Genomic DNA, 16,896 nt, shown 5'->3' on the forward strand with positions numbered 1-16,896 from the left:
AGAAGTTGGTCGTCCGTGTGGGAACCCACCCTCTACAAGCCGATGCCGTACAGCGGGTTCAGTTCCTCGTCGAAGGCAGCGGGCCGTGCCGGGTCGGCAACCGCGTCGCAGCGCGAGTGCCGCACACAACGACAGAGCCGACCCGCACCGCCGGGCCGGCCCTGTCCTCATTCCCGGCCGATAGCCCCGCACCCCTCCGTGAGTCGACTCACGGACCCGCTTTGCCCCCATCCGCGTAAACCCCGGCATGCAGCCGACGGTCCGTGTTGCCTGGGCCGGCTGTGTCCTGCCGCGATGAAACGATCCGGCAGGCTGTCCCCTACGTGCGGGGTGCGCAGGGGCGCTCGATGCCGTGAGCCTTCAACGCGCTCTCGTAGCGGTCCAGAAGTTCGTCGATGCTGGCCAGGAGGAGCGTGGCTGCCTCGTGTGCGTCGTCGGCATAGCCCTGGGCGCAGGCTTCCACGATTTCGGCAACGTCGCTGCGGATGATCGACAGCGAGTCGCCCTGGATCAGTACTCCCGGGAAGCGGCGTGGGGCAGGCGTACCACCGTGTCGTTGCCTGGATCGGTGAGCAGTTCGGCCTCAATGAGTTCCATCAGGTCATCCAGCAGCAAGTGCCGGACCCCATCCAGCCGTGATCGTCACGGAAGCGGGGGTCACGGCCGGTCACTCCCCCGTGGGGCGCTCGCGGGCCTTCCGGATCGAGGGCAACGGCTCAGACGTTCTCGACGGCAGTGGTAACCCGGGTCGTCCTACGGACGGGGCGGTAGGACACTGCGGGCGGGACATTCACCCGACACCACTGAAGTCGGTCCAGTGCCGGGTCCCTCTCGTTGCAGGGCTCGGAGACCGAGCGCCACTGCCCATCGCAACCGGCCTCGACCCGCCAGGCGACCCGGCGGTCCGCCTCGGTCTCTTCCCCGCCATCGTCATACGCGCCGCAAGACTACGACCGCTCGACCACGCCCAGTTCGGCACGCACGTCCCTCTCCGCGCACTCGCCAGCTGCCTCGCATACAGCTCCGCCAGCGCCGTCGCGCCGCCGGGGAAAACAGGCAGCCTGCGGTCCTGCCGGCCGGGTACGGCCATTGCCCTGCGCTGGACGGCTGCGAACGGGAGGCTCGAAAACCGCTACGGGGGTCCGGGAGGGAGCGCATAGGGTGCGCGTACCGCGGCGGGGGAGCTGTAGCGCAGAGGTAGACGCGCCCTCTTGGCAAGAGGGGAGGACGCCGGTTCGAATCCGGCCGCTCCCCCTGCCGTGCAGTACCCGCGAAACGGCCGGCGACGGGTTGAGGCCGCCAGGCCGGGTGCAGCACCCGACCCGACACGGTCGCGTGACCGCCAGTGCGGGCGCATCGGCAGTCCGGCCCGATCGCAGGGGCCGTCCCATCGCCTCGTACGCTCCTTCCCACCATCCGCTCCTCCTCGCTGAAGAGAGTCTCCGTGCACACCGCTCACCGCCTGCTCGCCGCCGTCGCCCTGACCGGTGCCGCGGCCCTCGGGCTCACCAGCTGCCTGTCGACCGAACCGTTCCCCGGCCAGCAAGGCTCCCGGGTGCTGAACGACGCCGCGACCGCGCTGCGCGGTGCGTCCACGTTCACCATGAGCGGGAAAGCGTCCAGCCAGGGGCAGGTGAACCTGTCGGTCAGCGAGACCGGCGAGTGCAAGGGCACCATCGAAGCCCGGGGCGGCGGCACCCTCGATGTGGTCCGCACCCGGAATCACACCTTCCTCCGGGGCGACGAGACCCACATACTCGCCAAGACCAAGGACATGCCCGAGGACCAGGCGAGCCAGGCCCGCAAGGACATGACGGGCCGCTGGATGCGCATGGAAGCCACGGCCCCTTCCATGAAGGGACTGACCAATCTGTGCGACCGCGACGGCCTGCTCAAGGAGATCTACAGCATCCAGGGCGCGGAGAAGGGCGCACTGACCAAGATCGACGGCCAGGAGGCGGTCACGATCAACACGCCCGAAGGAGTCTTTCTCGTGGCCACCAAAGGTGAACCGTTTCTGCTCAAGGTGACCACCAGCGGCCCGAATCCGATTGATCTCGTCTTCACCGGCATCAACAAGCCCGTACAGGTGGACGTCCCGGCCGACAAGGACGTCTACAACCTGGACGACAAGGGCTAACCTCCGGCCTGGCGTGCCCGTGCCGCGGCCGACGGCCGGACGCGGCGAACGTCCGGTCCGGATCTTCCGGCCGGCGTGGGGCACACCCGGCCGCAATGCGGCTCCTCGCGCAGTACCCGGTGGGGTGCGAGGAGGTTGAAGGGCGCGGGTGGCAACTCCAGGCGAGAGCCTGCGTCGTCCCCGGTATACCGGCCGCCGCAGGAGCAGAAGCTGCCCTCGTACGCGTAGCAGTGCCGGAAGTGCCTGCCGTGCGGGTGGCCGGGAATCGTGTCCACGGGCTACGTCCCTTCAAGCGGTTCGTCATCACGATGTCGAACTGGGGGTGAGCGGTCGCCCTCGCGCGGGCCCGACGCTCGCCCGTCCCGGGCGACTGCGGCCGCCGACGGGGCACGGCAGCTGTCGGGAGGCGGGGCGGCCCCGGCCGTACTGCGTCCCATGGATGGGGACCGGGGCCTGTCCCGCGCGCTCCATTCCGGCACGGGCCGGGATGGAGCGTAGCCCGCCGGGGACCGTGGTTCCCGGGGTTTCGTTCACACATACGATGCCGGGCATGATCGTCGCTTCTATCGACCCGACCTCGCAGGCTTTTGCCGTCGGCGAGGTCCTCGGGGTCATGTCCGCCGCCGCCATAGCCATCGGCGTGCTCTGGTGGCTGACCCGCTCCTGGCGCGCGCAGTCCACCCCGCCCGGCAGCGATCGGGCACAAGCTGCGCGGGGGAAGAGGAAGCGGACCTGGTTCATCGCGGGCGTGAGCGTGTTCATCGCGGCCGTTGCCAGCGTGAAGGCCGCCGCCTCCTACGACCCCGAGCCCCGCGCCATCGAGGCGCTCGCCGCGGACGGCACCGAGGAGTACCCCGTCATCGTCCTCCCGGAGCTCTTCGACCGCTTCCGCCTCCTCAAGGGCGAGGACGCCACCCGCGCCGAGACCGAGGTGCTGGCCGGCCGGAAACTCCCGCACAGCCTCCGGACCGGCTACTACGACCAGGACGCCGACGGGACCTACGACCTCTTCGTCCTGGTCAACAGCGCCGACTGGGACCCCAAGGTCGCCGAGTCCAAGGCGACCAAGTCCATCTCGCAGGAGTTCCGCAACTACTTCGCCGGCGCGAAGGCCCGCGACGTGGCCCGCTTCGACGCCGGCCGGCACGGCGGCGGCCTCGCCTGCGGCCACGTGACCGGACCCGACGGCGACCAGACCCTCTGCGCATGGAGCGACGCCGCCAACCTCGTCGGCGTACGCCTCGTCCGGGAGACAGACCTCACCACCGCCGCACGCACCACCCTCGCACTGCGCGACGCCGCCAGCAGCTGACCTACGTACTCCGCGATCCCCAGCATGCTGCGGTACGCATCCGCGTCACCCTGCGGGGGACCTCTGCTTGCCGTTTGACCTCTGACTGCTGTTTGGGTGCCCTATGTGGCGTCTGAGTAAGAAACCATCTCAATTGGCGACTTGGGTAGGCTGTGGGCCGTGGTGGGGATCGTTGAGCGGCTGGTGCCGGATGAGTTGTGGATGCTGTTCCAGCGGGTGGTGCCGGAGGCGCCTTCGCGGCCGCAGGGTGGTGGCCGGCGTCGGCACGGCGACCGGGAAGTGCTCGCCGCGATCGTGTTCGTGGCCACGTCGGGTTGCACGTGGCAGCAGCTGCCGACGGCCTCGTTCGGGCCGTCGGGGGCGACAGCCCACCGGCGTTTCACCGAGTGGACGAAAGCCAGGGTGTGGGCCAAGCTGCACCGCCTGGTCCTCGACGACCTTGGCGCTCGCGGCGAGCTGGACTGGTCCCGTTGCGCGATTGACTCCGTCAACATGCGGGCTCTGAAAAGGGGGACCTGACAGGTCCGAATCCTGTCGATCGGGGCAAGTACGGATCGAAGATCCACTTGATCACCGAGCGGACCGGTCTGCCCCTGTCCGTCGGAATCTCGGGCGCGAACCTGCACGACAGCCAGGCCCTCGAACCCCTCGTTCGTGGCATACCGCCCATCCGTTCACGCCGCGGACGCCGACGCCGCAAGCCCGCCAAGCTCCATGCGGACAAGGGATACGACTACGTCCACCTGCGACGATGGTTACGCGGACGTGGCATCAAGCACCGCATAGCCCGCAGGGGCATCGAGTCCTCGCAGCGACTGGGCCGTCACCGCTGGACCATCGAACGCACCATGGCCTGGCTCGCCGGCTGCCGCCGCCTCCACCGCCGCTACGAGCGCAAAGCCGAGCATTTCCTTGCCTTCACCAGCATCGCCTGCACCCTCATCTGCTACCGAAGACTGACCAAATGAGATGACGTCTAATACTGCAACGGTGTTTGCCGTGACGGTTGGGCAGGTCGGTCGTTGTTCAGTTCATGGGTGGGGAACTTGTTGATGCCCGGTTGTGGGCTGGTGAACTGAAGGCTTTGCATGAGCGGTTCGTGCATCGTTTCTCCAGGTCGGAGCCACGTGAGTCGGCTCTTGCCTATATGCGGGGGCTGATAGCTCCGCTGGAGCGGAAGAACGGCTGGACGCTTGCCGAGGAAGCCGGCCATGGCGGCCCGGACCGGATCCACCGGCTGCTGAACCGGATCGACTGGAACGCCGATGAGGTCTTGGACGACGTGCGGGACTACGTCATCGAGCATCTCGGCGACCCGGAAGCGGTGCTGATCGTGGACGACACCGGGTTCCTGAAGAAGGGCGTCCGTTCGGCCGGGGTCCAACGCCAGTACTCCGGAACCGCCGGCCGGACAGAAAACTCCCAGATCGGAGTGTTCCTCGCCTATGCCGGCGGCCGGGGCCGCACATTGATCGACCGCCGCCTGTATCTGCCCACCTCATGGACGGATGACCGGGAACGGTGCCGGGCTGCCGGCATTGAGGACACGGTCGCCTTCGAGACGAAGGTGGTGATGGCCAAGGCCATGGTCCGCCGGGCGATCACAGGCCGGATCCCGTTCCGCTGGGTGACCGCGGACGCCGCTTACGGCTTCTCCAAGGGCTGGCGCACGGAGCTCGAGCGGGCCGACGTCTTCCATGTCATGGCCACCACCCGGCACGACACCGTCGTCACCCGCTGGGCGATCGACCACCCCGTCCACGACCTCTTCCCCGGGCTGCCAAGGCAGAAATGGAAGCGTCGTTCCTGCGGCAACGGCGCCCACGGCCCGAGAGTCTACGACTGGGCCAGGGTCGAGGTCCGGCCCTGGCACCGCGAGGACCGCCGGCACTGGGTCATCGCCCGCCGCAGCGTCCGCCGGCCCGAAGAGATCTCCTACTACATCGCCTACTGCCCTGCCGAGACCACACTGGACGAGCTGATCCGCATCGCCGGCAGCCGGTGGGCGGTCGAGGAATGCTTCCAGACCGCGAAGCAGGAGTGCGGCCTGGACGACTACCAGGTCCGCCGCTACGACGGCTGGCACCGCCACATGACCCTGGCCATGGCCGCACACGCCTGCCTCACCGTCCTGCGGGCCCGCGAACTCGACACCGGGAAAGCAGAAACGGATCCTCCCAGCTCATACCCCTCACCCTGCCCGAAGTCCGACGCCTGATCGGCCGACTCACCCGACCCCGCCCGAGCATCGACCACATCCTGCACTGGTCACACTGGCGCCGGCGACGACAGTTCCAGGCCCGCGTCAGCCACTACAAACGACGCGGCCACACACCACCAGAAACTACCCAACCGTCACGGCAAACACCGTTGCAGTACTAAGACGGCGCGCTGAGCGTCTTTCAGCGGGTCTCCCGGCGGAGGGGAAGCGCCGAGACGCGCTCACGGCCCACCACAAGAAGGGCACGAAACCTCGGCGCACCGGATAGACGACGAGGTCAAGGACACAAAGCAGAATCTCGGTGTCGGCTCGTCACGACACTGAGGCGCCGGTGAGAGCCTTGGGCTCATGGCTGGAGACAACACGCAGCATCAAGGCGACCCACAGGGGCAAGTGACGCCTGTTCGGGCCGAAGTCGAACGCGTGCTTGTCGAAGCGGAGCGTCGAGAACGCAGCGCCCACCAACGAGTGCGCCTTTGGGGCGTCATGGACATCGCGCTCGGCTTTCCCGCTGCAGTGCTCGCCGGCATCTCCGGAGCTGCCGGATTGGCATCGCCGGATGCCCGTGTCCCTGCAGCACTGCTTGCCCTCGTTTCCGCTGGCCTCGCCGCAGGGGCAGGCTTCCTCCGCAGCGATGCAAGACGCGCTGAGAACCGACGCAGTCGGCTGGCGTGGGCTGAGGTCGAAGCGGGAGCCCGCCTGCTTCTCGCATCGGAGACTCAGCTGGATCGCGAAGCCATCCAGGAAGCACTCCGGAACCTGCTCGACAGCCGGACAAGAGCCATCGCAACCCACACAGATAATGGCCAAGGTGGGTCGCCCTAATGATCCAGCAGTATGCAAGCACCGATCATGTTCGACGCTTACTCGACAGCGGACGTTAAACGACAAGCTCATCAGCACGCAGCCGGGGCCCGTCAAAGGGGGCCCCGGCCAGCGAGCCGGCCGACCATGCCCTGGGACGCTCCCGCGGCGGGCTGACCACCAAGATCCACCTCGCCGCCGACAGCCGCTGCAGGCCACTCGCGTTCGTTCTCACGCCGGGCCAGGCCGGTGACGCACCCGCATTCGTGCAGGTCATGACCTGCTTACGCGTGCCCCGGCGGACCGGCCGTCCCAGAATCACCCCGGACGTGGTCCTGGCGGACAAGGCCTACTCGTCTCGGGCGATCCGGCGTCATCTGCGGCGCTGCGGAATCCGGGCGGTGATCCCGCAGCCGGCCGACCAGGCCGCCAATCGCAAGCGGCTCGGTCGCCTCGGCGGCCGCCCGCTGGCCTTCGACCGCGAGGCCTACAAGCAGCGGAACGCCGTCGAACGCTGCATCAACAAGCTCAAGCAATGGCGCGGCCTGGCCACTCGCTACGACAAGATCGCCACCGTCTACCTCGCAGCACTCCACCTCGCCGCCATCTTCATCTGGTCAGCCAGGTGATCCGAAGACACGGCCTAGCTGCAATCCCACATGAACCGGCCTTCGAGATGGTCGGAGCTGAGGAAGAGGAAGCCGCTTCCGTAGCCGAAGTTGAGGAAGAACGGGTCCTCCTCCATCTCGCCCCGGTCCTCGAACTGGCAGAGGAACAGCCAGGAGTCGTCGATACCGGAAGCCTGGTAGTTGGGGTAGATGGCCTCGCCCCCCAGAAAGTCCTTCGGCCATTCCCTCTCGGGGAACTCGGCCCTTGGCCCCTCGTCCTGCCAAGGACGGAAGCAGGCGGCGGCTTGGTTCGCCGCCTCGTCGAGTTCTGGCGGCATCGGAGTCAGGTCTGTCAGCCATTCGACGGGAACCTCTTCGTAGTCTGGACCCCACCGCCACAGGGTCCGCCCCTGTGTGTTGGGGGAGCCGATCGACGCGAAGGTCGGTATCCGCCCACCCGGCTGCATCAGGACGACGGCCTCGCCGTCCTCGGGGGTGTCGCCGCCCATGACCACGCCCTCCTCATGCAGAAACAGGTACGCGAGGCGCACCTCGTCTCCTGGCACCCGGAACTGGCCGATGAACACCAGGGGCTCGCCCGTACGCGGATGCACCGGCCAGGCCGGTGCATCCAGCCAGACTGGCTGCCCGCCGAACTTCGATACCGGTTCCATGACCGGCTCGGGCGCAGCCCGGAAGGACATCCGCAGCCGCGGCAAGAAGGCTGCATCGTAGGGGCCCGCGGCCCGGCCCGTCGGCTCGGAGATCACGCCTGCGACGCTACGGCACCCCGCCGGCAGCACCCACCTGGGCCGACTTTCTTCGGATCCTGCTCGACCAGCAAGATCCGAAAGAGACGGCCTAGGAGCGTGGGTCCGGCACCCGCGAACCCCGGCCGACATCCCCGGGTGACGGTCAGCTCAGGCCACTCGTCCCGTGTGTGTTTCGACGAAGCGACGCAGCTCCTCTCGCGGATCGGGGCCCAGCCCGTCGCTCCAGGTCTGGTTGGTCTGCACCCCCGCGGGTATTCCGGCGAGCAGCATGTCGCGCATGGCCGAGGCAGCCGCCCGCTTCGCCGCCGTGACGCGGTGGCGGCTCTCCTCACTTCCGTCGTCCGCGGCCAGCACCTCTGTCAGCTGCCGCTGCCAGGCGCCTACCTTGTTCCAGGCGTACATCTCCCCTTGTCCCGAGCCCATGTGCTGAAGACCGACAAGCGTCCATCCCTGACTTTCCGTCAAGGGGGTGCTGACCGAAACCCATGCGGTGGCCAACTCGGCTGCTTTCCAGGCTAGTTCAGCATCTGCGTCGGTGTTCTCGCCTCTGACTTCACTCATGAGTCGACCATAACACCAATATCGTCATCCCGACGATAAGGGTGTCTGTTCGGTCCTCGATCGCCCCCACCGCCGCCTGCCTGAGCGCAGCGGCCGGGCCCCGGGCCGACGCCGGTACTGACCGTCTTCACACGCATGGGTAGCCATCGCCCCGCGGCGGGTGGAAGCCAGGCGAGGAGGCACGGGAAGACCAGCTCGCCGCGCTCCGGTCTTACCGGCGCGCCACCGGTGACGCGGCCGCCGAGCGGCCGCGTCACGTTCATCCTTGATCTGTGGGTGGGAAGAATCCGCGGCGAGCCGAGCCATCGACGCTGAAGGCATAGACGGTGGCGCGGTCCATGATGACCTCCGGAGGGGTGTTGTTCTCGATGACGATGACCTGACCTGGAGGGTGGTCGAGGAGATCCCTGTAGAAGCTCTCCACGACGTCGTAGGTCATCAGCTCCGGCTTGGCCTCCTCCGGGTCCTCAGGCCGGCGGTAGGTCAGAACCGGGGAGTCGAGTACGACGAAGCCGGGGTGGATGAGCCCGCGAGCGATGTTGCGCCGTGCCAGGGACACCGCGAAGGCGGCGTGAATGATGGAGCGCATGCCCCGCCCACGACTTCTACGAAGTCGTCCATCGACCGAGATTTCGGCAGACGTGGGGTCGTATGTGGCTGCGTTTCTCCCGGGCACGCGCCACGCTTCCAGGGTCCGATGGATCGTCTGCTCGAAGTCAACAACGTCGACGGCCGGGATGCCGTCTGCCCTGGCTGGCGGCGGGGTGGGAGCCATGCTGGACAGGGACGCCTTGAGGTCCTCGAGTTGCTCGATCTGGGCGTGCACGGCGAGCTCGCGTTCTACCTGTGAGCGGGCGGTCAGCAGCTCGGTGGTGTCGGCGTTGAGTGGCACAAGACGCGCGTCGAGGCTGCGCAGGTCGTTGTCATTGTTTGCACGCCGTTCGTGCTGGAGTACGTGTTCCGCATCGAGTTTCTCGGCTTGGCTTTCGAGATCTTCGATCGTGGTGAGCAGATCGCTGTTTAGGTCAGCGGTTTTCCGCATCTCTGCCGACACTGCGGCCGCCAGTTGGCTGGTCTCGGCGAGCTGATGCTGCAGATGCTGATGCTGCGGTTCGGCGCCGCAGAAGACGCATGTACCAGTCTGGAAATAGCCAAGGAGGGTTCCGGCTTCGCCCACCATCTGCAGGCGATCCATATCCGATTCGTACTGCTGGCGCAGCAAGGCAAATCGGGCGAGGAGTTGCCGGACTTCGTCGGCTCGCTGGCGGTTGGTGTCGGCTTCAGCGTCCGCTTCCCGTCGGTAGCGCACAAGGTCGGATCGGGAAGCGGCAAGCTGCCCGACGGCGGCAGTGGCCTCGCTGAGGGAGAGCTGCAGGCGGGTCAGCTGTTCGCGCAGTTGCGTCTGGTTCGCTGAGATCGTGAGTTTGCTACGGCTCTCGGCGATCAGTTGCTCGAGTACCTCGATCTTCCCCTTGCCGACCTGCTTCTGCAGCTTGCTGGGGGCGGTGGGGGGTGCCGGTTCCTCCTGTCCACTAAGGAGCAGTTTGAAGACCGACTTCTCCTTGGTCTCGTTCTGGGGAAGTCCAGTGCCGAAAACTGGTGATCGTTTGTCTGCCATGCGCGTGTCGTTGATGACGGCCAGCCTGGCAAGGTCTCGGAAATTGAGGGGAACGACCACCCCTCGCGAGTTCTGCAGAATGCGGCGTCCGTCGATGCCGAGAACGCCGAGCAGGAAGCGGGAGATGTTGTTCTTGGATTTCGCGTTGTGCTTGAACTGGAGCATCGCGTCCGCTGGCGCGGAGGTGATCTCGCGCAGGTCGTGGTTGAACACGTCAATGACGGTGCCGCCCAGTGTCCGGGAAAGGGTCAGGATCTGTCCGTCGCTCGCCCTCAGGCCCAGAAGGATGCGGGTGTAGCCCTCGCCCTCCGGGATGGATTCCAGCTTGCTGGCGCCCAGCATGTAGTCGATGGCCTCTTCAACGTACGACTTGCCCCTGTCGGAGGCGCCGTAGATCACGGTCAGTCCTGGACCGAATTCCACGGCGGCGGGGGGCCTGCCCATCCCTAGAAAGGTCAGGTGAACCAGCGTCAACCTGTTCACAGCACATCACCTTCTCCCGGACGAGGAGTGTCAGCCCGTAGGCGTCCGGACCAGCGTTGGGTGATCTGCTTCATGCCGTCGCGAACATCCGATTCTTCATGCATGTACGTGCTGGCCAGCCAGCCCGCCCGCTCCGTGAGCTGGCTGACGTACGGGGATTCCAGAACGTGGAGGAAGCTCCCCGCCTCCTCAGTGGCGCCGTACAGGAAGCCGTCTTCTGTGGCGGTCATGTCAGCGAGGCCAGCGCGCATGAGCACCACTAGGCCCTGCTCGACCAGGTGCCGACGCATGCCGAGTTCGCCAGGGGTGGCGGGTAGGTCTGGGTGGAGGCTGGTTGGGCCGCCGTCGAGGTCGCCGCTGTGCAGCATGGCGTGGTCGAGGTAGACGATCTGGGCAACGTCGAGGCGGCGGGGGAAAGTTTCCGCAAGAATCACCAGGGCTCGGATACCGACTTCCAGGGGACTGTTGAGAGGGTTCACGGGGAGGACTCCTCTTTGCACCAGGTCAGTCGGTCGTTGTTCGCCAGGCGGTGGCACATCCCCTTCAGGTCGATCACCTTCACGACCGGGGCGAGGATGTTGTGTGGGTTCGGCTTGTGGGCCGCAGCAGTAGTGAGGACCGCCTTCAGCCGGTCGTAGCCGTCGTCGTAGTGGTCGTCTTCGATTTCGATGACTGCTTCGTACAGGTCTTCCTCAACCGCCTCGTAGGTAGCATCGGGGACGCTGTCACGAGCGAATAGCCGCAGTGCCTCAGCGTGGAAGAACGCCTCCCTCTGCCGGGCGAGGTGGGGTTTGACCTTCTCGTGCTCGCGGGCTTGCTGGAGTGTCTCCAAGCCGAGGCTGTGTTTCTCGTTGTAGACGTTCAGCAGCTTGCGCACGTAGACGGCCTCGTGTGGTGCTTGCTCCCGCGGTGCCGGGTTAGCAGCCGGCCGCGGCTTGAGCGGTTGAGCGAAGCGCCGTACGTGGTGCGGGGTCGTGGCGTGCAGTTCGAGGATGTTGTCGATGTCCGGGGCTTGGAACATGGAGAAGTCCGTGTCGTGCGCGAGTTTCCCGACTGCCTCGCGCAGCACAGGGTCCAGGTCCGTCCCGAGTTTGGAGCCCTTTTTGTCCCAGGACTCGAAGAACGCCTTCTTCAGTTTGTCGGGATTGATGAGGAGCCGATCGAGCGTGATGCCGATTCTCGGTGCTACGAAGACATAGCGGGTGGGAAGCTCGTACTCTCCCTCGATCTTCGCCGCGAAGATCTTGACCACCTCCGCCCACGCGTCAGCGGGCGCGAGCTGTCGACCGTAATGCTTGCACTGAAAGCAATGCCACTCGCCAGCGGTGCCCTGAGGTGTCAACGTGGCCGCCACGTCGGCCCCACGGTCGCCTGCGCCGCCCATACGCTTCACCCGGAGATACGGACGGCCCTCATGCGACCCGAGGGCACGCACCCACTCGACCGTGAAGTCTTCCCAGTCATCCGCATTGAACAGATAGGCCAGGGTCTGCTGCGGTGTCGCGACCGAGGAGCCCTGCATAACCACGACTGCGGGCGATTTTGGCTCGGGAATGTTCTCAAAGACCGGCCTCGTTCCGTCCCGGCCTGGCTCAAGCGATCCTGCCACAACCCACCCCCGGACCCGACCGTTCACGCTAGATCACGCAACGTAGTGATATCACCCGGATGACCCATCAGGAAGCCCGCAGACGGCAAACAGGCTCTGTTCGCGCATGCCTCGGCGGAGACAGCCCAGAAAGCACCGATGCCCTCGCGCCATACTCCACCGCGCAAACCGACCCCGCTGTCCTGAGCCCCCGTCAACGGACCCCGGCAGCAGCAGCCCTGCGAAACATGCCCCCACCCTTACCGGCGCTACGCAACAGCCGGCCACGGCCACACCCGCCGCGGGCGTGGCTGCCGCTGTCGCGGAGCCAGCGCCCGCGGCCAGGCGACATCGCGCCGCCCTGCAGTCCCACATCGGTGAAAGGGGCGGCCAGGTCCCCGCCGCCGGTGTTGTGCTGCTGGGCTGGCGAGGCCAGTGAGGCCCCGGTTGCTGGTCAGGGCAAGGCACGGCGTGCTTCGGGTGGGTCCTCTCTGAATGTCGATGTTGTGGCGTGTGGGCTGGTGTCGGTGAGGAGGTGGGCGAGGAGGAGGCTGGCTGCGCGTTCGCTGAGGACGCGGGCGGCGGTGATGAGGCGGGGGTATTGGCGTGCGGGGAGGGAGAGGGCGACGCTGGAGGCGTGGCCGGGCAGGCCGAGGGAGTAGGCGACGCATACCTCGTGCCTGGAGTATTCGAGGAGGTCGAACTGCGCGGCATGGGGGCCCGGCTGGTCGAGCGCTTCGATCAGGGCGCGGCTGCTGGTGATGGTTCGGTCGGTGAGCTGGATGGACGGGTAGCGGGTGAGGTGGTCCATCCGGGATTCGAAGTCGAGCTGTGCGAGGAGGCTTTTGCCGACGGCGCTGGCGTGTCCGGTGTCTTTGAACGGTGCCCATTCCCGGACGGGTGGTGCGGCTGGGCTGTGGCAGGCGACCTGGATCTCGATCTCGCCGTCGGTGTAGGTGCTGATGTACACGGCGGCGCCGAGTTCGTCGCGGAGCTCTTCCAGGGCGCGCTCGAGGAGACGTTGTTCGGGATCGGGCTGGGTGGCGAAGTCCATGACCGGGCCGGTGTGGTGAGCGCCGGCGATGGTGTCGACGAGACGCTGGGCACGCAGCCAGTCCAGGAGCAGCGCGGTGTTGTTCATGGACATTTTGGCTCGGTGGGCGAGGGTGCGGGTGTCGATGCCGTCGGCGGAGCCGATCAGGAGCAGCAGGTCCCTTGCACGCTGGGTGGTCTGCCATTGGATGGGTGGCTGGGTGGGGGTTTGGCGGTGGCGTGCCATGTCGGTCAGGAGGGCTGGGCGCAGGGCGTTCGCGGACCACCACGGCTCTCCGGCCGCGCCGGCCTCGCCGTCGGCGTTTTCGGCTGCGGCTGAGCGGGGCGCGGCCGATGCGGGGGCCGCTGCGTTGTCGGGGTGCAGATCGAGGACGGGTGGCCGCGGGTCGGTGGCGGGCAGCGCGGCCAGGTGTGGTCGTCCTCCGTCGGGCTGGCTGGCTGCGTCGGTTGGCTGTGTGGGTCCGTAGTCGGTGGGGACGTGGGGGGCGGGGACGAGGAACAGCCGCGGCTGCGCCCCGGCCTGCGATACGCCCTTGTCCCGGTCTGCCCCCGGCTCTGCGGCTTGTGCGGTGGTGCGGGTGCGGCCGGTGTCGTGGGGCGGGTCGGCGGGTGCGGGGTGCAGGACGTGCTCGGGTACGCCGAGCCTGGTGCGGACCTCCTCGAAGTAGGTGGGGTCCTCGCATTCGGGTGCCTCGCGCGTGGGTCGGCGGTGGGCCAGTCCGGCCAGAAGGCGGCCTGCATCTGCGTGGCCGTGCCGGGCCGCCTCCGCGACGAGGAAGAGCGCCTCGTCGGCCCAGTCCTCTCCGGCGCGCAGCGTGACCACAGCCATCCGGAACATCGCACCCGGGTGCCCGGCCTCCGCCGCCTCGCCCAGCCAGTTCGCGGCCACGGCCAGCTCGCCGCGCCCGAGTGCTTTGGATCCCATCCGGTAGAGCGAGTTGGCCCGCTCCCATCCGTCCCGGTCCAGCCCGTACAGGCCGCTCAGGGGGCCGAGGTCTCCATCGGGGCGGTCCCAGTGATCGGGAGGGCCGGCGAGCTCCGCCATCAGCTCCACGAGCCCGGTCGGCGCGGGGAAGTCACGGGCGTCGTCGTTACGCACGGGCCCGGCCAGCGCCGGGAGGTCGCGGCTGTTGTCGTTCAAGCGGCTCACCACCACCGTCACCTGTCCTTCTTCCTGCGTTGTGTGGTCTTCCGATGCCCGTCGCGAATGAAGGCGCCCAGTGCGTCCCTCAGCTCCACCACGGCGTTGTGTCGCTCCCGGTGAAGGCGGTCACTGCGTATCCCAAGTGCGGCCGCAATCTCGATGTCGTCCAGGCCCTGGCTCTGCAGCCGTACGACCTGGCGGCGCCGGCTTGAGGGCATCGCCTCGATGGCGGGAAGCACCAGATCATGGAGCGGGTCGACATCCCCGACCGCCACTCGCTCAGGCAGTGGCGCTGTCGTGGCTGTGGCCTGCATCTGTTGCCCGGCCAGCTCCGCCCGCGCTTCCGCACTGAGGTGGTCCATCGCCAGGTTCCACGCCGCTTTGCGCAGGTAGGCCGGGAGATTGACCTGATCGTCCAGCAGACCGTCTCTTACCCGCCGCGCCACGTTGAACAACGCCTGCTGGGCTGCGTCCTGGCACGCCTCCAACGACAGCTTCCCCCCGACCTTGCCCCGCAGGACCAGCGGCTCCCGCTCCAAAAACTCCGCAGATTCGGCGGCGAGCCGCCGCGCGAGCGCGGACTGCGCCCAACCATCTGCGTCCACCGCGCCCCCGGCCTCCGCACCCAAGCCGACCGCCGTCAACTGCTGCCTCGCGTCCGGATCCGACGCCGGCTTCTTCGGTGCTTTCCCTGCTACCACGGGGCGCGCTCCTTCGCCGAGGACCGCGCCACCTGCGCGGGGACGGCCACCACGCACACCGTGACGGCCGCCGCCAAGGAGGAGGCCACCTCCAGCCGCACCGCGGCCGGACCGGCAACCTCGACCCGTACCGCCGTCAACACCGGGCCGGCACCCGCCTCCAGAGGCAGCACCGCGTCCGTGTCTTCAGGGGCGGATGACATCGCATCCACCCGGGACCGCCGTCCCCGGTACAGATGCAGCAGGGCGACCACCGCGGAAACCACCGCGCCCACAGCCGGGGGAATCCCGGTCCAGTCCAAGGACGGCATCTGAGTCGTTCTCCATTTGGTTTGGTACGGACGCTGATCGCGTCCACGCATCCCAGACGGCCGACCCGCCCCACTTCTCCCTCCACCACCCCCCACATCACCCATTCGAGTGACAACAGGTGGCGGTTGTGCGATTCGAATGGCCAGGAGGCGCCGGTGCGGCGCGTTGCCGCGCCGGGACTTCGGCTGCGTCCGGATCCCCGCCGGGCCTCGTTTCGCCCTTGCCGGGGTCCGGCGGCTCGTCCCGGCGATACCGTGGGGGCAGACGCCGAACGACTGCCCAGGAGCACACCGATGAGTCAAGAGCCGGCCCCCGCCAGCACGGTGCGGCAGCCACTGGAGCCCGCGGCCGCCGACGCGGTGCGCGCCTACGCCGCCAGGACCCGCGAGAACGCCGACCGGCTCGCCGGCGTCCTCGAGGACATCGCCGCCAACGGCCTGCCGTCGGTGGAGGAGTGCACGCCCTGGGAGGAGCTGCGCGAGGCCCATCTCGCCCGCCTCGCCGCCCAGCGTCCGGCCGTCGCCTGATGGCCCCGCGACGCGCCCAGATCGCGTTCAGCGACTCCGCCGCCAAGCAACTCGAAGACCTCACCACCGAACGCGAACTCCACGCCCTGGACCGCACCCTGGTCGCCATCTCCGTGAACCCGGAGATCGGCGTACTGATCCCCGCCGACGGCACCCGGCCCGAGCTTCGCCAGTACACCGACGAGATCGAGGACGTCCGCGTCCTGTACTTCATCACCGCACTGCGCACCGTCGTCGTGGTCGCCTACATCGAAACCTGACCAGGCGCCCGCGGTCACATCCCCGAGCGCGCCGGGCTTCCGGCCCGTCCGCAGCGATGGTCTTGGCGAGAGTGGAGGGGCAGCCCCGTGCTCCGAGTAGTGACCCCGCGGGCCTACTCCTCCAGACACCCGGAGCCCTACCCTGAGGATCCTGAGTCCCTGACACCCAGCCAGGACGGCAACGGCATCCGGGGGATGGCGCATGAGCGATGGCGGCGTGCTGTTCATCCTGATCGTCATAGCGATCGTCGTCTTTTCCTGCTGGGACGAGATTCTCACCTGGCTGGCTGACCGTGACGCCGGTGGCAACGGCCGGGAACGGGAGAAGCCCGCTCCCGTAGTGCTCTCTGCGGAGCAGCAGATCCTGTTAGCGCAGATTTACGCCGCCTCGGCCGACTTTGCCCGCCGTGCCCAGGCCAAGGGCATCGCTCCGCACCACCTGCACTTCCCCATCGGAGAGGGCCCGGTACCGATGTGGAGCCTGATCGAGGACGGGTGGCCCTCGATCGGCGTCAACGGCATTCCCTACCACTACGACCTGGACGAGTCCGGGATCGTTCGCCTGCGTAGTCCGGCCGAGGTTTGGAAGGGCTTCGACGAGGGAGTCGGCAAGTACCAGAAGGTCCTCAAGCGGACGCTCGCACGCAAGGGCGTACGACCGCAGCCGCGACAGAAGAAGCCCTCCGGAACCACTCAGCCAAAGCCTCGTCGGGGCGGCAGGCGTCGCCCCCCGCCCAGATCCGACGACCCCCCAAGCCTCTATAACAGAGACCCCTTCTAACCGGCGTCCC

Annotated in this window: 16 protein-coding genes, 1 tRNA gene and 1 pseudogene; 9 read left to right on the plus strand and 9 right to left on the minus strand. The window is 67.6% G+C overall.

Going from position 1 to position 16,896, the window contains the following annotated elements:
* Window positions 1–319: 319 nt before the first annotated feature.
* A complete protein-coding gene (locus OG472_RS01760) occupies window positions 320–514 on the minus strand; it encodes a DUF6959 family protein (RefSeq protein ID WP_405834729.1) in 195 nt (64 codons plus the stop codon).
* Window positions 515–1,179: 665 nt separating this feature from the next.
* Here OG472_RS01760 and OG472_RS01765 point away from each other — a divergent pair.
* From OG472_RS01765 to OG472_RS01790, 6 genes and pseudogenes are all read left to right on the plus strand, one after another.
* A tRNA-Ala gene (locus OG472_RS01765) sits at window positions 1,180–1,254 on the plus strand.
* Window positions 1,255–1,444: 190 nt separating this feature from the next.
* Window positions 1,445–2,140: a hypothetical protein gene (locus OG472_RS01770; protein WP_405827192.1), complete on the plus strand. Its 696-nt coding sequence runs from the start codon at window positions 1,445–1,447 to the stop codon at window positions 2,138–2,140.
* Between the two features lie 550 nt (window positions 2,141–2,690).
* Window positions 2,691–3,452: a hypothetical protein gene (locus OG472_RS01775; protein ID WP_405827193.1), complete on the plus strand. Its 762-nt coding sequence runs from the start codon at window positions 2,691–2,693 to the stop codon at window positions 3,450–3,452.
* 201 nt (window positions 3,453–3,653) lie between these two features.
* Window positions 3,654–4,420 (plus strand): IS5 family transposase gene (locus tag OG472_RS01780; protein ID WP_405834731.1). Its coding sequence is split into 2 segments (ribosomal slippage): window positions 3,654–3,956 and window positions 3,959–4,420, totalling 765 coding nucleotides; the frame shifts between segments, so codons are not numbered across the junction.
* 65 nt (window positions 4,421–4,485) lie between these two features.
* A complete protein-coding gene (locus OG472_RS01785; protein ID WP_405940729.1) occupies window positions 4,486–5,670 on the plus strand; it encodes an IS701 family transposase in 1,185 nt (394 codons plus the stop codon).
* A gap of 891 nt (window positions 5,671–6,561) precedes the next feature.
* Window positions 6,562–7,106, plus strand: a pseudogene (locus tag OG472_RS01790) (IS5 family transposase); the annotation flags it as partial.
* 14 nt (window positions 7,107–7,120) lie between these two features.
* Here the strand turns inward: OG472_RS01790 and OG472_RS01795 are convergent.
* The 8 genes from OG472_RS01795 to OG472_RS01830 all read right to left on the minus strand — a co-directional run bounded on the left by OG472_RS01795 (window position 7,121) and on the right by OG472_RS01830 (window position 15,209).
* A complete protein-coding gene (locus OG472_RS01795) occupies window positions 7,121–7,855 on the minus strand; it encodes a hypothetical protein (RefSeq protein ID WP_405827197.1) in 735 nt (244 codons plus the stop codon).
* Window positions 7,856–8,005: 150 nt separating this feature from the next.
* Window positions 8,006–8,419: a hypothetical protein gene (locus OG472_RS01800; protein WP_405827199.1), complete on the minus strand. Its 414-nt coding sequence runs from the start codon at window positions 8,417–8,419 to the stop codon at window positions 8,006–8,008.
* 259 nt (window positions 8,420–8,678) lie between these two features.
* Window positions 8,679–10,520: a hypothetical protein gene (locus tag OG472_RS01805; protein ID WP_405827201.1), complete on the minus strand. Its 1,842-nt coding sequence runs from the start codon at window positions 10,518–10,520 to the stop codon at window positions 8,679–8,681.
* On the minus strand, window positions 10,517–10,999 hold the full coding sequence (locus OG472_RS01810) for an ABC-three component system middle component 2 (RefSeq protein ID WP_405940730.1): 483 nt from the start codon (window positions 10,997–10,999) through the stop codon (window positions 10,517–10,519). The genes OG472_RS01805 and OG472_RS01810 overlap by 4 nt, the downstream gene beginning before the upstream one ends.
* Window positions 10,996–12,042, minus strand: a complete 1,047-nt coding sequence (locus OG472_RS01815) for an ABC-three component system protein (protein ID WP_405940731.1) — start codon at window positions 12,040–12,042, stop codon at window positions 10,996–10,998. The genes OG472_RS01810 and OG472_RS01815 overlap by 4 nt, the downstream gene beginning before the upstream one ends.
* Window positions 12,043–12,562: 520 nt before the next feature.
* Window positions 12,563–14,302: an IclR family transcriptional regulator C-terminal domain-containing protein gene (locus OG472_RS01820; RefSeq protein ID WP_405827206.1), complete on the minus strand. Its 1,740-nt coding sequence runs from the start codon at window positions 14,300–14,302 to the stop codon at window positions 12,563–12,565.
* A gap of 17 nt (window positions 14,303–14,319) precedes the next feature.
* Window positions 14,320–15,006: an RNA polymerase sigma factor gene (locus OG472_RS01825; protein WP_405827208.1), complete on the minus strand. Its 687-nt coding sequence runs from the start codon at window positions 15,004–15,006 to the stop codon at window positions 14,320–14,322.
* Complete coding sequence (locus OG472_RS01830; protein WP_405940732.1) at window positions 15,000–15,209, minus strand: hypothetical protein; 210 nt, start codon at window positions 15,207–15,209, stop codon at window positions 15,000–15,002. The genes OG472_RS01825 and OG472_RS01830 overlap by 7 nt, the downstream gene beginning before the upstream one ends.
* 402 nt (window positions 15,210–15,611) lie before the next feature.
* Between OG472_RS01830 and OG472_RS01835 the strand changes: the two genes are divergently transcribed.
* The 3 genes from OG472_RS01835 to OG472_RS01845 all read left to right on the plus strand — a co-directional run bounded on the left by OG472_RS01835 (window position 15,612) and on the right by OG472_RS01845 (window position 16,886).
* Window positions 15,612–15,845, plus strand: a complete 234-nt coding sequence (locus tag OG472_RS01835) for a hypothetical protein (protein WP_405827212.1) — start codon at window positions 15,612–15,614, stop codon at window positions 15,843–15,845.
* Window positions 15,845–16,105, plus strand: coding sequence for a hypothetical protein (locus tag OG472_RS01840; RefSeq protein WP_405940733.1), 261 nt, complete (start codon window positions 15,845–15,847; stop codon window positions 16,103–16,105). Before OG472_RS01835 ends, OG472_RS01840 begins: the two co-directional genes overlap by 1 nt.
* A gap of 202 nt (window positions 16,106–16,307) precedes the next feature.
* Window positions 16,308–16,886, plus strand: a complete 579-nt coding sequence (locus tag OG472_RS01845; RefSeq protein ID WP_405827215.1) for a hypothetical protein — start codon at window positions 16,308–16,310, stop codon at window positions 16,884–16,886.
* The last annotated feature ends 10 nt before the right edge of the window (window positions 16,887–16,896 follow it).

This window comes from Streptomyces sp. NBC_00207 (assembly GCF_045160965.1).
Classification (GTDB): Bacteria; Actinomycetota; Actinomycetes; order Streptomycetales; family Streptomycetaceae; genus Streptomyces.

Bases quoted from the DNA above. Each gene is read 5' to 3' on its own strand.
- OG472_RS01840 (WP_405940733.1), top strand. From the start codon at position 15,845: ATGGCCCCGCGACGCGCCCAGATCGCGTTCAGCGACTCCGCCGCCAAG.
- OG472_RS01800 (WP_405827199.1), bottom strand. From the start codon at position 8,419: ATGAGTGAAGTCAGAGGCGAGAACACCGACGCAGATGCTGAACTAGCC.
- OG472_RS01815 (WP_405940731.1), bottom strand. From the start codon at position 12,042: ATGCAGGGCTCCTCGGTCGCGACACCGCAGCAGACCCTGGCCTATCTG.
- OG472_RS01830 (WP_405940732.1), bottom strand. From the start codon at position 15,209: ATGTCATCCGCCCCTGAAGACACGGACGCGGTGCTGCCTCTGGAGGCG.
- OG472_RS01845 (WP_405827215.1), top strand. From the start codon at position 16,308: ATGAGCGATGGCGGCGTGCTGTTCATCCTGATCGTCATAGCGATCGTC.
- OG472_RS01785 (WP_405940729.1), top strand. From the start codon at position 4,486: ATGGGTGGGGAACTTGTTGATGCCCGGTTGTGGGCTGGTGAACTGAAG.
- OG472_RS01835 (WP_405827212.1), top strand. From the start codon at position 15,612: ATGAGTCAAGAGCCGGCCCCCGCCAGCACGGTGCGGCAGCCACTGGAG.
- OG472_RS01775 (WP_405827193.1), top strand. From the start codon at position 2,691: ATGATCGTCGCTTCTATCGACCCGACCTCGCAGGCTTTTGCCGTCGGC.